The sequence below is a fragment of the Paraburkholderia sp. FW306-02-B genome (genome assembly GCF_058782725.1).
Genome location: NZ_JBYSXZ010000001.1, coordinates 2162987 through 2177645 on the forward strand (window position 1 = coordinate 2162987; position 14659 = coordinate 2177645).

15 protein-coding genes are annotated in these 14659 nt (G+C 61.1%); 5 read left to right on the plus strand and 10 right to left on the minus strand.

Going from position 1 to position 14659, the window contains the following annotated elements; translation table 11 throughout:
- The first annotated feature begins 37 nt into the window (after window positions 1-37).
- Together AC3WOG_RS09520 and AC3WOG_RS09525 are read left to right on the plus strand one after the other, a co-directional pair.
- A complete protein-coding gene (locus AC3WOG_RS09520) occupies window positions 38-667 on the plus strand; it encodes a glutathione S-transferase family protein (protein ID WP_492577748.1) in 630 nt (209 codons plus the stop codon).
- 54 nt (window positions 668-721) lie between these two features.
- The gene (locus AC3WOG_RS09525) at window positions 722-1087 is read left to right on the plus strand and encodes a nuclear transport factor 2 family protein (RefSeq protein ID WP_492577749.1); all 366 of its coding nucleotides are present in this window, start codon (window positions 722-724) and stop codon (window positions 1085-1087) included.
- A gap of 179 nt (window positions 1088-1266) precedes the next feature.
- Here the strand turns inward: AC3WOG_RS09525 and AC3WOG_RS09530 are convergent, their stop codons facing one another.
- The 8 genes from AC3WOG_RS09530 to catA all read right to left on the minus strand — a co-directional run bounded on the left by AC3WOG_RS09530 (window position 1267) and on the right by catA (window position 9531).
- Window positions 1267-1920 (minus strand): DMT family transporter, encoded by a 654-nt coding sequence (locus AC3WOG_RS09530; RefSeq protein WP_492577750.1) that lies wholly within the window; start codon window positions 1918-1920, stop codon window positions 1267-1269.
- A gap of 51 nt (window positions 1921-1971) precedes the next feature.
- Window positions 1972-3417 carry an AlkA N-terminal domain-containing protein gene (locus AC3WOG_RS09535; RefSeq protein ID WP_492577751.1) on the minus strand — a complete coding sequence of 482 codons (1446 nt, stop codon included), beginning with the start codon at window positions 3415-3417 and terminating at the stop codon, window positions 1972-1974.
- A gap of 60 nt (window positions 3418-3477) precedes the next feature.
- Window positions 3478-4632, minus strand: a complete 1155-nt coding sequence (locus AC3WOG_RS09540) for an epoxide hydrolase family protein (protein ID WP_492577752.1) — start codon at window positions 4630-4632, stop codon at window positions 3478-3480.
- A gap of 147 nt (window positions 4633-4779) precedes the next feature.
- Window positions 4780-5568 carry a 1,6-dihydroxycyclohexa-2,4-diene-1-carboxylate dehydrogenase gene (locus AC3WOG_RS09545; protein WP_492579755.1) on the minus strand — a complete coding sequence of 263 codons (789 nt, stop codon included), beginning with the start codon at window positions 5566-5568 and terminating at the stop codon, window positions 4780-4782.
- Window positions 5569-5573: 5 nt separating this feature from the next.
- Entirely contained in the window at window positions 5574-6593 is a 1020-nt protein-coding gene (benC, locus tag AC3WOG_RS09550) for a benzoate 1,2-dioxygenase electron transfer component BenC (protein ID WP_492577753.1), read from the minus strand.
- A 36-nt stretch (window positions 6594-6629) separates the two neighbouring features.
- Window positions 6630-7121, minus strand: a complete 492-nt coding sequence (gene benB / locus AC3WOG_RS09555; RefSeq protein WP_492577754.1) for a benzoate 1,2-dioxygenase small subunit — start codon at window positions 7119-7121, stop codon at window positions 6630-6632.
- Complete coding sequence (gene benA, locus AC3WOG_RS09560) at window positions 7118-8527, minus strand: benzoate 1,2-dioxygenase large subunit (protein ID WP_492577755.1); 1410 nt, start codon at window positions 8525-8527, stop codon at window positions 7118-7120. The genes benB and benA overlap by 4 nt, the downstream gene beginning before the upstream one ends.
- A gap of 83 nt (window positions 8528-8610) precedes the next feature.
- A complete protein-coding gene (gene catA, locus AC3WOG_RS09565) occupies window positions 8611-9531 on the minus strand; it encodes a catechol 1,2-dioxygenase (RefSeq protein ID WP_492577756.1) in 921 nt (306 codons plus the stop codon).
- Between the two features lie 220 nt (window positions 9532-9751).
- Between catA and AC3WOG_RS09570 the strand changes: the two genes are divergently transcribed.
- Window positions 9752-10669: a LysR family transcriptional regulator gene (locus tag AC3WOG_RS09570; protein ID WP_492577757.1), complete on the plus strand. Its 918-nt coding sequence runs from the start codon at window positions 9752-9754 to the stop codon at window positions 10667-10669.
- Between the two features lie 43 nt (window positions 10670-10712).
- On the opposite strand, the gene AC3WOG_RS09575 is transcribed toward AC3WOG_RS09570, so the two are convergent.
- On the minus strand, window positions 10713-11555 hold the full coding sequence (locus AC3WOG_RS09575) for an oxidoreductase (protein ID WP_492577758.1): 843 nt from the start codon (window positions 11553-11555) through the stop codon (window positions 10713-10715).
- A gap of 207 nt (window positions 11556-11762) precedes the next feature.
- Here AC3WOG_RS09575 and AC3WOG_RS09580 point away from each other — a divergent pair, with 207 nt between their 5' ends.
- Entirely contained in the window at window positions 11763-12710 is a 948-nt protein-coding gene (locus AC3WOG_RS09580) for an AraC family transcriptional regulator (RefSeq protein WP_492577759.1), read from the plus strand.
- Between the two features lie 220 nt (window positions 12711-12930).
- Window positions 12931-13275, plus strand: coding sequence for a hypothetical protein (locus tag AC3WOG_RS09585; protein ID WP_492577760.1), 345 nt, complete (start codon window positions 12931-12933; stop codon window positions 13273-13275).
- Window positions 13276-13309: 34 nt separating this feature from the next.
- Here the strand turns inward: AC3WOG_RS09585 and fabV are convergent, their stop codons facing one another.
- Window positions 13310-14506, minus strand: coding sequence for an enoyl-ACP reductase FabV (gene fabV, locus AC3WOG_RS09590; protein WP_492577761.1), 1197 nt, complete (start codon window positions 14504-14506; stop codon window positions 13310-13312).
- Window positions 14507-14659 lie beyond the last annotated feature (153 nt).

Genomic DNA, 14659 nt, shown 5'->3' on the forward strand with positions numbered 1-14659 from the left:
GGCCGCCGCGCCTGACTCAAGAAAAAAGGACACACCCATGCTTGAAGTTTTCGCATTCGCCACGCCCAACAGCGTCAAGGTCCCCATCGCGCTGGAGGAGATGGGCCTCGACTATCGGCTCGTACCCGTCAACCTGCGCCAGGGCGAGCAGAAGACCGACGCCTTCAAGGCGATGAACCCCAACGCAAAAGTCCCGGTGCTCGTCGACCGCTCCGTCCCCGCAGATGGCGAGGTGGTGCTGAGCGAGTCCGCCGCAATCCTGATCCACCTTGCGGAGAAGACCGGACAACTGCTGCCGAAGGACGGTTCGCAGCGCGGCAAGGTCTTCGAGCAGCTCTTCTTCCACGCCTCCGGCCTGGGCCCGGCGTTCCTGCAGGCCTTCCTGGTTGCGATCCAGTCGTCGCCACAGCCCGAGGCGAAAGCGCGCGCGCTGGCGGAGGTGGACCGGACGCTGGGCGTGCTCAATCACAGTCTTGAGCGTTATCCATACGTCGCGGGCGATGCGTACAGCATTGCGGACATCGCGCACTTCGGATGGGTGTGGCGCCATCAGGCGATCGGCGCGGCCCTCGACAGGTTTCTGTTCGTCGCGCGTTGGTATGACGAAATTTCTGCACGCCCCGCGGTCGTCACCGCCATTGCAAAGACCCTGGCGCTCGCTCAATGATGCGATGCGACCTCTCTCTTTAGCTATCCACGCAATTCACCCAGGAGAAAGATGATGAATGACCGTATCCATGAACTGCTTGACCGCAACCTTCAGGAAGTCTTCGGCGAAGGCGATGCAACGCGTCGTCGCGCAGCCATCGAAGCGCTCTATACCGAAGACTGCGTGCTCTACGTGCCGCCGGGCACCTTCGTCGGGCGCGACGCGCTCGACAAGTTCGCCGGAGATCTTCGCGCGACGCATCCGCATTTCGTCTATACCCCGCATGGCGAACCGCAGGCGCTCCACAATGCCGGTCGCCTTGCCTGGAGCTCCGGCCCGCGGGGCGAGGCACCCGACTATACGGGCTTGGATGTGATCATCGTTCGCGATGGGAGGATTGCTGCGCTCTACGTCTTCCTCGATTCCATGCCCTCATAGCCGAGTAGCAGACTGGTGGGCTTTCCGTAAAGCCGTTGGTTGGGCTCATCAGCTGCCGGCCGTTATAGTGGTGGATGCGCGCCGGAAGGCTCAAAGTTAAACGAACCGAACTCCGGATAGTTCAAACTTAATCGACCCGGTGCACTGGGTTCACGATCGTTGTGCCGGCCGCCTGGGCATCACGCCGCGATGCCGAGGGCGGCGACGCAACCCCACGTCGATGGTGAAATCGAGCGACCCGGCCAGTAGATAAAAGCGAATGGCAGCAGCACCATGGCCGCGCAAAACTGACTTCCGAACGCGACGACAAACGGTTGCACACCGGCGAGCCGCCGCTTCGAGTAGTTGACGGCGAAGCCGTATGAAAGTGTCGCGAGCAATGCCGCCGCCACTGCCGGGAGTGCGCCGACGGACCCGCCACTGAGCGTATCCGATACAAGTACGACCACACCAGACAGGCCGATTAGCAAGCCGGCAATCTGATGACGCTGCATCGAGATATGGAATCCGGCCGCGCCGATCAATGCCGCCCAAAGTGGGGTGGTCGCGTTCAGAACGGAATCCAGGCCTGCATTGACATAGAGCGTTGAGTACGCCAGCAGGCAAAACGGCACAGCGGAGTTGGTCAAGCCAACGACGAATAGCGGCCATAGTTTCGCTCGCAGTTGGCTGCGCGCTATGGGCAGGCGGAGGACCGGGACGAGGATCAACGTGGCAATGCCGACACGCAACGCAATTAGCGGGAGCGGGCCAAGTTCAGGTGTCGCGACGCGCATGAAAAGGAATGATGTCCCCCAGATTGCCGCCAGCAGCAATAGCTCGAATAGATTCATGGTCGATCAGACTGTTAGCTTGTGGAAAAGGAAGCGGGACGAGTCGTCCGCTTAGCGCAGCTGCTGTTGATGTTGTCGCCACACGTGAAGCGTGGCGTAAGCGCGCCATGGTTCCCATTGGGTCGCGTGGCTGCGCAAAGCCGATGCGCACGCGTGACCGAGATGCTTCATCAAGACTGCGTCGCCTTCGGGAAAAGCGTTGGGCCAGGCCATTGCGCGCATGGCGATGTATTGCACAGTCCACTCGCCAATACCGCGGACACCGCGCAGAACGTCAAGGGTGTCCTCGAGTGGCGCCATCGGTTCCAGGGCGATTTTCCCGTCAGCGATCAGGGCGGCTACGGCAATAATCGCTTCAGCGCGGATCCGGGTGAGGCCAGTTTGTTCGAGCACCGCGGGGTGCACACGGGCAAGCACGAAGGCCGATGGAAACGTCGTGGATAGACCGAAGAACGGTGAATCTTTGACGGTCGTTCCGAAGCGCGCCGCAATACGCGCCAGGATGATTCGGGCGCGGCTTACGGATACCTGCTGACCGACAATCGCGCGCACGGCGATCTCGAAACCGTCGAATGCTCCCGGGACCCGCATTCCGGGTGATCCGCTTGCAAGATCGCCGAGGTGAGCATCGACCAGGTCGGGACGGCAAGCCAGATCGAAGAGACGCCTGACTCGCGCAAGAACCTGCGTAATAACCGGTGTAAGCGTGGCCGTCACGCAGACCTTCACCGCATAGCGTTGCGGGTCATGCTTGACGCTGATCCAGCCAATCACACTGCTCCCCGCGTGCGGCAACCCGACGATTCGTGCATAGGTCTCATCGTCTACGTGTTCAAGTGTGTCGATTTGTCTGTGCGCGAGAAAATCGAGAACCCCTGACCACGAATAAGGCGGACGGTACGTTAGCTCGAAGCTCATCGTTTCGCTTTCGCCTGTGGCTGTACCGTTTCGCAGCCTTAGCGGGCTGAAGCCATAACGCTTCAGGAACAGATCGTTCAAACGCCTGACGCTACCGAATCCAGCCGCGGATGCGACTGCTGGGACAGGTAAGGTAGTGTCCGTCAGCAGGCGTTTTGCCATGAGTAGGCGATGAGTCTGCGCGTATTCAATGATCGACACGCCGAACTCGACGTTGAAGATGCGGCGCAGGTGTCGCTCGGTCACGCCCACTCGTTTGGCCAGCCCTTCAATGGTGCCGGCGTTCAGAAATCCCTCTTCGATCAGTGCGGCGGCTGCCTTTGCGAGGCCGCTCGAAAGATCCAGCAGGCCATTACCGGGTGCAAGCTCCGGCCGGCATCGCATGCAAGGCCGGAACCCGGCCTTCTCGGCCGTTGCGGCGCTGGGAAAGAAATGGCAGTTTCGTCGTTTCGGAGGCCGCACCGGACAAACCGGGCGGCAATAGATGCCCGTCGACGTAACACCGACAAAAAACCAGCCGTCGAAGCGGCGATCTCTTGAAAGGAGGGTTTCGTAACAGGTGTCGGGGTCGAGGCTCATGTAGCGACTTTAACTAAAACACGCCGCCGTTTTGGCCACTTTCGGACATATGTATTGCCGTCACCGCCGCAGCGGCCTGAAGAAATTGCGGATTTCAGCCGCGAGCAACCCAGGCGCCTCCATCGCCGCGAAGTGGCCGCCACGCGGCATGTCGGTCCATTGCGCGACATCGAATGTCCGTTCGAGCCAGGAGCGCGGCGGCTGACTGATCTCCTTCGGGAAGCACGCGAAGCCAACCGGCGGTGACACACGTTGGCCGGCCGCGAAGCGCATCGGTTGCAGCCGGTTCTCCCAATACATGCGGATCGCGGAGCCCATGCTCTGCGTGTGCCAATAAAGCGAGATGTTAGTGAGGAGCTCATCCCGCGAAAAGGCCCGCTCGATCTGACCGTCGCAATCGCTCCACGCGCGAAACTTCTCCGCAATCCATGCGGCCAGTCCCACCGGCGAATCGTTGAGCGAGTAGGCGAGCGTCTCTGGTTTGGTGCTGTGCATATGCGCATAGCCGCCTTCAAGCGCCGCCCATTGCTCCTTGGTCCGCAGGAAATCCTGTTCGTCCTGTGTAAGCGGGGCTTGTCCCGCATTGAGTGAAGGTTCGTATGAGCTCGGCAGAAAATTCAGGTGGATGCCGTCGACGTTCTGCGGATGTCGAAGCGCGAGCGCGATCGATACTCCGGCGCCGAGGTCGCCGCCTTGTGCGCCGAAGCGCTCGTATCCCAGACCACGCATCAGCGACGCCCATAGATCGGCCACCTGAAACGCGGAAGTGCCGGGTTTTGTGGGCGCCTGCGAGAAGGCGAAGCCCGGCAGCGACGGCACGACGACATCGAATGCGTCTTCCGGTTGCGCGCCAGATGCGGCCGGGTCGCACAACAGGTCGAGCAGGGCGTAAAACTCGAAGAACGATCCCGGCCAGCCGTGCGTGATCACGAGCGGATAAGGCTTCGGGCCGACGCCCCGGCGATGCGCGAAATGCACGCGTTGAGCGTCGACCTGTGCGACGAATTGCGGCTGAAGGTTCAGGCGGCGCTCGGCGGCGCGCCAGTCGAAACCGTCGGCCCAGTACTGCACGAACTCGCGCAGCCAGACGGAATCGACGCCCTGTTGCCACGGATCATACGGCCCCGCAGATGCCCAGCGCGTCTGGTGCAGGCGTTGACGAAGGCCGTCGATCTCTTCGTCTGGAACGGAAATGCGAAATGGCTCGATGCGCATGCTATCTCTCCGAAAGCCGTAAACGGCCGCTGGCGTATTGACCCGATAGGATCAGAGAATAGCTTCTGAGCAAAATTTCCGCTGAAGGGCGGCTCACCGCGGCCAGTCCGCCAATGTGCGGTGGCGCCTCGGTGCGACACCAAAGACTCAGCCGGGATCGCCGCCGCCGACCGGCAATACCGTACCGGTGATATACGAAGCCTCGTCCGACGCGAGAAAAAGAATCGCACCGACCTGTTCGTCGATCGTTCCATAGCGGCGCATCAAACTGGACGAGATCGTCTGATCGACGATGCCCTGATACCAGCGCGCCTCCTGCTCGCTCTGCGGCGCGGTGTTGCGCGGCACCTTGCGCGGCGGCGCCTCGGTCCCGCCGGTGGCGACAGCGTTCACCCGGATGCCGTCCTCCGCATGCTCGAACGCGAGGCTCGCGGTCAACGCATTCACGCCACCTTTGGACGCCGCGTACGGCACGCGATAAATGCTGCGCGTCGCAATCGACGAGACGTTGACGATTGCACCGCGCTGCCGTTCGATCATCGTGGGCAGCACGGCACGGCAGCACCAAAGGGTAGGGAATAGCGACCGGCGCACTTCGGCTTCGATCTGGGCTTCCTCGTATTCCTGATACGGCTTCGCCCAGATCGTCCCGCCGACATTGTTGATGAGCACATCGATCCTGCCGAAGGCATCGAGCGCGGCCCGCGTCATCGCGCAGGCTCCGGCGTAGGTTTCCAGGTCGGCGACGACCGCGAGCGATGGTCCACAGCCGAGCCCGGCAAGCTCCGCCTCCACCTCGTGCACGAGCGCCGACCGGTCAGTCAGCACCACGATGCCGCCTTCAGCCGCCGCGCGCAACGCGACGCCGCGGCCGATCCCTTGCGCCGCGCCGGTCACGACGACGACTTTTTCTTCAAAGCGCTTGCGAGTATCCATGGCCATTACGCGACACTGCTCGCGGAGAATTTTTCGTAGTAGAAGTGCGCAGGCGTGATGCCGCTGTCGCGCAGCCAGTTCTGTACGGCATCGACCATCGCGACCGGTCCGCACAGGTAGACGTCGACATTGCCGTCGTTGAGCCATGCAGGGTCCACATGTTCCGTCACATAGCCTTTGCGGGCATGGCTGCTTGCGGCGTCCGCCACGCACGTGCGGTATTCGAATTGCGCGAGCGTGCGTTGCGCTTCGTCGAGTTGAGCGGTGGCGACGAGGTCGATGTCGTGTGTCACGCCATAGATCATTCGCACCGGTTGCGTGCTGCCGATGGCAGTCAGCACCTGAAGCATCGACAGGAACGGCGCGATGCCGGTGCCGCCCGCGAGAAACAGAACCGGCCGAACCGGCTCCCGCAAATAGAAGCTGCCATAGGGGCCGGAGAAACTAATGCGCTGTCCCGGCTGCGCTGCTTCGTTCAGGTAACGGCTCATGCGCCCATCCGGCACGTTGCGCACCACGAATGCGGCACGCGAGGCGCCCGGCGCCGAGCTGAACGAATAGGAACGGAAGGCGTCGCTGCCGGGGATTTCCACGTTGACGTACTGGCCGGGAAGAAAGCCGAGCTGGCCCGGCTGATCGACGTCGATCGCGAAATGGATGGTCGAATCGGTCAGCTTGTCGACTGATGCCAGCTTGCCCTCGTGCCGGGACACCCCCGTCTTGCACGCCGCCGACGATGCCGGCACGCGGATCACGCAAGCCGAGCGCGGACGCGTCTGGCATGCGAGGACATAGCCCTGGGCCGCTTCGTCCGCGGTGAGTGCGTCGTCGATATAGCTCGAGGCGGGCAGATCGTATTCACCCGATTCGCAGAAGTTGCGGCAGGTTCCGCAGGCGCCGTCGCGGCAGTCCAGCGGAATATTGACCTGCTGCCGGTACGCGGCGTCGGACAGCGTTTCGTTGTCGCGGCAGGTGATGAAGCGGGTCACGCCATCTTCGAATTGAAGTGCAATGCTATGTTCCATGTGCTGCTCCTGAAGCTGCTCCTGAACCACGTCCGCTCAGATGTGGTAGATATCGATAACCTGATTGATGTAGTCGTTTTTCAGCACGACATACTTGTTCAGGATTTGCGGCTGCCCGCCCGAAAAGTCGATGACGTAGCGCGACATACCGAAGTAGCTGTAGTTCGTCTTGTAGCGATGGCTCAGCGTGTGCCAGTTGAAGCGCACGGTATGGATGCCGTTCTGTTCGCTCTCCAGCTCCACGTTGCCGATGTTGTGGCTGGTACGCGTGTCAGGCATCGTCGCGCTCGAGCGCTCGGTCTTGATGCGGAACACGCGGTCTTCGAGCCCCTGGCGGTTCGGGTAGTAGATCAGCGAAATCTCGGTTTGCGGGTCGGTGACGAGCTTGTCTTCGTCATCCCATGACGGCATCCAGAACACCGCATCAGTGTGATAACAGGTAAGCCATTCATCCCATTGCTCGTCGTCGAGCAGTCGCGCTTCGCGATAGAGGAAAGCCTGGAGATCGGCGATCGTGATCGTCTTCATGCGTTGTCTCCTTGCGTGGGCAGTGCTAATGCTCCAGTAGCCGCTTCTTTCACCGCTTCTTTCACCGCTTCTTTCATCGTTTCCACCCAATAGCGGTGCTGTACGGTGTAGAGCCCTTCGTCTTCGGTCTTCACGCCGCTCATCACCGGCTTGAGGCCGATCTTTTGCGCTGCCTCGTCCGGCCCGTCGATCCAGTGTTGCGAGCCGCGGCACATGTCGTTCCATTCGAGCGAGCGGCCCGCATAGCCTTGCTGGCAGGCGCGAAACTCTTCGAGGTCATCGGGCGTCGCCATGCCGCTGACGTTGAAGAAATCCTCGTATTGACGGATACGGCGCGCACGGGCTTCCGCCGATTCGCCCTTGGGGGCGATGCAGTAGATCGTGACCTCGGTCTTGTCGACGGCGAGCGGGCGCAGCACGCGAATCTGCGAGCCGAACTGGTCCATCAGATACACGTTTGGATAGAGGCACAGGTTGCGCGAGTTCTGGATCATCCAGTCGGCCGTCTCGCTGCCGCAGCGCGCGGCAAAGGCGTCGCGCTCAGTGAAGTTCGGCCTGTCCTCCGGATTGGCCCAGCGCGACCACAGCAGCATATGGCCGTGTTCGAACGCATAGAATCCGCCGCCTTGCCGTCCCCAGTTGCCCGCATCCATCGCCCGAACCTTGTCCTCGCGGGCGTTCTCCTGTTTGCGATGGTTGGTCGTCGCGGCATAGTTCCAGTGAACCGCCGACACGTGATAGCCGTCGGCGCCGTTTTCGGTCTGCAGTTTCCAGTTGCCTTCGTACGTATAGGTGGAGGCGCCGCGCAACACCTCGAGTCCGTCTTCCGACTGGTCGACGATCATGTCGATGATCCGCGCGGCCTCGCCGAGAAACGTCGTTAGAGGCAAGACATCGCCATTCAGGCTGCCGAACAGGAAGCCGCGATAGCTTTCGAAGCGCGTGATCTTCTTGAGGTCGTGCGAGCCTTCCTTGTTGAAACAGTCGGGATAGCCGGCGTCTTCGGGATCCTTGACCTTCAGCAGCTTGCCGCTGTTGTTAAAGGTCCAGCCATGGAATGGGCAGGTATACGTGGCCTTGTTGCCGCGCTTGTGGCGGCACAGCATCGCGCCACGATGCGTGCACGCGTTGATGAAAGCGTTGAGCTCGCCTTGCCGGTTGCGCGCGATCACGACCGGCTGACGGCCCACGTGAGTGGTGTAGTAGTCGTTGTTGTTCGGGATCTGGCTTTCGTGCGCGAGGTAAATCCAGTTGCCCTCGAAGATATGCCGCATCTCGAGTTCGAACAGTGCCTGGTCGGTGAACGCGCTGCGGTGCAAGCGGTAATCGCCGCGCTGTTTGTCTTCCACCAGGAAGTCGTCGATGCTGGTAAGACGCGGTGTGCGGTCGGGATAAATTGGAATCATGCTTGTCTCCTGAATCGTTGTCGCGGTCGCATCGCCTGGCGCGGGTTCGCCGTGCGGTGCGTGCCGGCGTGTGCTTGTGCGTGTTATGCAGCAGCGCGAATGCGCTCGACTTCTGCGACGGGGGCGGCCACGCTATCGGCATTCAGCCGGAAGTCGAAGTCGATTGAAACGAACGGCTTGTCGACGCCGTGCTGTCTGATCTGCTCGGGCGACGAGATGCGTTCGACTGGGGGAACCAGGCCCTCGCGGCTCGCGAAGGCGAAGTCGTCCCACAGGTACGCGTCGCCGTCGATGTTGATTTGCGTCGTGAGCTTTCGATGGCCGGGCGCCGAAACGAAAAAGTGGATGTGCGCTGGCCGGCGGCCATGGCGGCCGAGCTTGTCGAGCAGGCGTTGCGTGGTGCCTTCTGGCGGGCAGCCGTAGCCCACCGGCACGATGCTGCGGAATTGGTAGTGGCCGTCGCGGTCGGCAATGATCGTGCGCCGCAAATTGAACGCCGTCTGGGTCTTGTCGAAGAACGAGTAGTTGCCGAGCAGATTCGCATGCCAGACTTCGACTTGCGCGCCGGGCAGCGGCTTGCCGTTCGCGTCGAATACGCTGCCCTGCATGAAGAGCACGTCGCCTGCGTCGGCTTCGGTGCCGTCGTCGAGCCGCGCGAAGCCTTCGCTTGCCGGCGCGCCTGCCACGTACAGCGGGCCCTCGATCGTGCGCGGCGTGGCGCCCGTCAGACCGGCTTCGGCGTCCGCTTCGTCCATGCGGATATCGAGGAAACGTTCGAGCCCGAGGCCGGCGGCCAGCAGGCCGAGTTCCTGAGTGGCGCCCGCTTCGGAGAAATATTCGATGCCTTTCCAGACCTCGCTCGGGCTCAGATCGAGGTCCTCGATCGCCTTGAAGAGGTCGGTCGTCAGGCGCACGACCACCTGCTGGGCGCGTGTATCGACGCTACCCGTCGCGGTGTCTACGATGAACCCTTTCACCAGGGTTTCGATGTCGGAATGTTGCATTGTCTGCTCCTGTTCTCTGATTTCTGGGTGCGCACGGTTGTTTGCCGGGCGCATCGCCGTGCGGCTGCGGTACGCTGCCGCTGCCATCGGATGTATTTGGGGTGCGATGCCTGAAAGGTATAATTTGAAAGGGTTTCAGGCGTAGGTGCAGGATAGTGGCGACCGATTTGGCGCGTCCAACACCGTTTTAGTATCGGTTCTATATCCAAAAGGTATGAACATGGAATTGCGCCATTTGCGCTATTTCGTTGCGGTCGCGGAGGAGCGCAATTTCACGCGTGCCGCCGAGCGGCTGCATATCGCGCAGCCGCCGCTTAGCCGGCAGATTCAGCAACTCGAGGATTCGCTCGGCGTGCAGTTGTTCGAGCGCAGTGCGCGGCCGCTCAAACTGACCGATACGGGGCGCTTCTTCTATTCGCATGCGGTGCAGCTGCTCGCCCAGTCGGCCGAGTTGGAGTCGATGACGAAGCGGGTGGGGAAGATCGAGCGCAGCCTGTCAGTCGGTTTTGTCGGATCGACGCTGTACGGCATGCTGCCGAAAATCATCCGGCGCTTTCGCGACGAAAACAGTGCGGTGGCGTTGAGCCTGCACGAGCTGTCGACGATGGACCAGATCAAGGCCCTGAAGGAAGGCCGCATCGATGTCGGTTTCGGCCGTATCCGGCATGAAGATCCGAGCATCCGCCGGGTGGTGTTGCGCGAAGAGCGGATGATCGTCGCGCTGCCGGTGGGTCACCCGCTTTCGGTGTCGAAGACCGCGCTGTCGCTGCATGATCTGCTTGGCGAGACCTTGATCATTTTCCCCAAGGCGCCGCGTCCGAGCTACGCGGACCAGGTGCTGGCCGCTTTTCACGACCGGTCGTTGAAGCCGCATCGCATTTACGAAACGCGCGAGCTTCAGATCGCGCTCGGACTCGTCGCCGCGGGCGAGGGCATTTCGATCGTGCCTGGCAGCGTCTACGGATTGAAACGCGATGACGTCAGCTATGTCGGTCTGGACGATGCGAACCTGGTGTCGCCGATCATCATGAGCATACGCATGCTTGACGAGTCCGAAGACATCGCCGCGATGCTCAGGTTGATCTATGCGCTCTACGTCGAGGAGCAGATGGAGTATTTGCCGCCGCACGAACGGTGATTGGCAGCCATGGCCGGTCATCACTTTCATTCCCGGATCGCGGTTACGAGAAGTCGGTCGAACGCGAAACCTCTTCCCAGGATTCAATCTCTTTGCCGAGGGCCGATAGCCTGGCCCGTACCAGTTCGAGCGCATCGTTGCCGAGCAGTAGATGCACGGGCGGATGCTCGGCCGCGATGACTTTCAACAGCGCCTGAGCCGCTTTGTCCGGATCGCCGGCCTGTTTGCCGCTTTTTGCTTCGCGAGCCTGCCGGACTGGGGCGAACAATTCGTCATAGTCGGCAATGCTGCGGTCTGTGCGGACCATCGAGCGGCCCGCCCAATCAGTGCGGAAAGAGCCCGGCGCTACCGCGGTCACCTTGATGCCGAAGCCCGCGACCTCTTTCGACAACGTTTCGGAAATGCCTTCGAGGGCGAATTTGCTGCCGCAGTAGTAGGCGATGCCCGGCATCGTAATGAAGCCGCCCATCGACGTAATGTTAATGATGTGACCCGAGCGGCGTTCGCGCATCACCGGGAGGACGGCCTTGATCATCGCTACGGCGCCGAAGACGTTGACATCGAATTGACGGCGCAAATCGTGCAGCGGTGACTCCTCGAGCGTGCCCTCATGCCCGTATCCTGCGTTATTGACAAGCACGTCGATCGGGCCGGTTTTTTCGGTAATCGTTGCAATAGCGGGTGCAATCGCTTCGAAGTCCGTTACGTCGAGGACGATCGCGTGCGCCCGGTCTGCCGCCAACGCTTCGAATGCTTGCCGCGCGGCATCGTGACGTACCGTGCCGGTGACGGTGTGCCCGGCATTCAACGCGGCTTGCGCGAAGGCGCGGCCAAAGCCGGAACTGACGCCGGTGATCAGAAACGTTTTGCGTTGCGTGTCGCTCATGGTCTTGCACTCCTGAATCGTGTCGATAATCCGGCAGCGTTCTCGTTCGGGAGCGCCCGGTGCCGGCAGGATTGCATGGTAGGCGTAGCGGGTCCGCACGCGAATGCCGGTTCGTCTATGGTGATTGCCTAATCCTATGAGCGTGTGGATTTTCCAGCGCGCCAATGGCACATTGCAAGCTGGCCGGCAAAGTTGGCGAGACCCGAAGTGACGCTCAAACACAATGATTTGACGGTGCAGCAACGCATGGTGGTGTTCCTCGAGGAGCTGGCTCCGGTCGAGGGATACAACCTCACCGCGCTACCCGATGTGCGCTTTCTGCGTTCGAACCGCCCCTTGAGCCGGACGCCGGTGCTGTATGACCCAGGCATCGTGATCGTGTGCCAGGGGCGCAAGCGGGGATTTCTCGGCGACACGGTTTATGTTTATGACGCGCAGCACTACTTGGCCGTATCGGTGCCGGTACCGTTTTCGATGGAAACCGAAGCAAGCGAGGCTGAGCCTTTGCTCGCCATCTATTTTCGGCTCGATTTCAAGGTCGCAGCCGAATTGATGCTGCAACTCGATGGACGTGAAGGCGGTGTCCCGGCCACGCCGAGAGGCATGATGTCGACGCCGCTCGGCGCAAAACTGAGTGCGTCGGTGCTGCGCTTTCTCGAAGCGATGAGTGTGCCTCTGGAAGCTGAAATACTTGCGCCCGGATTGGTGCGCGAAATCTACTTTCATGTGCTGACCGGGGAGCAGGGCGGATCGATGCGCGCCGCTCTCACGGCGCAGGGGCAGTTCGCGAGGATCGCCAAGGTGATACGAAAGATTCATGCGTGCTACAGCGAACCGCTGGACGTCGAGCAACTCGCGTTGGAAGCGAATATGAGCGTGCCTTCGTTCCACTCGCACTTCAAGGCGGTGACGAGGACTTCGCCCATGCAATATCTGAAGTCGACCCGGCTGCATCAGGCGCGTCTCCTGATGGTTAGGAATGAGGTGACAGCGGCCGTCGCGTGCGTTCAGGTGGGTTATGAGAGTTCGTCGCAGTTCAGCCGGGAATTCAAGCGGCTGTTCGGGCGCAGTCCGATCGACGAAGCGGACCGGATGAGGAAAACGTTCGCGATTCCGCCGCCCGCTCCTGATTCGATCTACGTTGCGTCGCATTGAATCGCGCGGCGGCCCTTCGTTCGAAGACGGGAATGCATGTTGCACCCCATTTTGTTCACGAGGTACGCGAAAGCAATTTAACCGGTAGTTGTTGTCGCGATTCCGCTTACAAAAATCCCTGCGCGATGCTTACGGATTCATCTCCGCAGAAGCCTTCTGCGCGTCACCGCCCGACTCACCTAAAATGGCCGTTTTTTCGACGTAGATTGAAGGCCCAACAATGCGAGTATCGAAAATCGCGCTGGCTTTGCTGACGGCGTGTTTCACTTTGAACGCGAGCGCCGAGATGACGGCGGCGCAGTACAAGCAATGGGCGCACGCGGACAACAACTCCGTCTACGCTGCGTACATCACCGGCACGATCAATGCGTTGGGGTGGGCAAACGGGGATCTGGTGTCGAAGAAACGACCGCCGCTTTTCTGTGCACCGGAAAATCTGGCAATCGGCAACCAGAATGTGTACCCGCTGCTCGACCAGTTTTTCACCAACCACCCCGGCATTTCGGACGACTTTCCGGTTGGCCTCGCGATACTTCGGTCGCTTCAGGCGGCGTTCCCTTGCTGATACGGGAACGCCTCACGCCTTGTGGCGCAGAGCCTCAACCCTGAACGATGTCAGGAATCTGCACGTCGGGATTCACGTCGGCTTCATAGTCCACCCCTGCGATCTCGAAGCCGAAGAGGCGCAAGAAATCCGCCTTGTAGCCGCTAAAGTCGGTGAGTTCGTAGATAGTGTCGCTGGTGACCTGATTCCAGAGCTGCTGGACGCGCGTTTGCACGTCCGGATCGAGTTCCTTGTAGTCCGCACGCAGGCGGCCTTCGTCGTCCACGTGCGGCGACGTGCCGTACAGGCTGTCCTTATAGAGCCCGTAGACCTGCTCGATGCAGCCTTCGTGCGTGCCTTTCTCCTTCATGACTTTGAAGAGCAGCGACAGATACAGCGGCATCATCGGGATGGCGGAGCTCGCCTGGGTGACGACCGCCTTCAGCACCGCGACACGCGCATCGCCGCCCCTCGCCGCCAGTTTCTCGCGGATGCCGAGAACCTTCCGGTCCAGGTCCTTCTTGGCCGCGCCGATGGAGCCGTTCCAGTAAATATCGTGCGTGATCTTTTCGCCGAGATAGGTGAAGGCGGTCGTCTTCGCGCCGTCGGCCAGCGCGCCGGCGTCGAGGAGGGCGTCGATCCACATCTGCCAGTCTTCGCCGCCCATCACCGCGACTGTGTTGTCGATTTCGCTCTGCGTCGCGGGTTCCAGAACGGTCTCCTTGACGACTTCCTTGTCGGTGTCGATGCCACGCAGGTTGACGGCCTTGCCGACCGGTTTCAACGTCGAGCTGAAAACTTCGCCGGTCTTGGGGTGAATGCGTTTCGGTGCGGCAAGACTGTAGACCACCAGGTCGACCTGACCGAGATCGCGTTTGATGATCTCGATGGTGCGTTGCCTGATTTCGTCCGAGAAAGCGTCGCCATTGATGCTCGTCGCGTACAGGCCCTTGGCGGTGGCAAATTTCTCGAAGGCGGCGGTGTTGTACCAGCCCGCGGTGCCGGGTTTGGTTTCGTTGCCGGCGCGCTCGAAAAACACCCCAAGCGTGGCGGCGTCGGAACCGAACGCGGCGCTGATGCGGGCTGCCAGGCCGTAGCCGGTCGATGCACCGATCACCAGCACTTTCTTCGGGCCGTTGGCAATGGGACCGCGTGCGGTGACGTAGTCGATCTGTTCCTTGACGTTGGCTTCGCAGCCGGTGGGATGCGTAGTCACGCAGATGAAGCCGCGCACGCGCGGTTTGATGATCATGAAACTCCCCCTGTAGTGTGGATTGCCTCCATTATATTTGGAGGCGGGAGGTTTTCTTGCGGAGCGCGCTATTGGTTGTACGCCTGCGGCGGTGGGCTTTTCTTGGTCTGTTTGCCTTGCGCGACGCTTTATGTCTGTGTGCCTACGGCGGTG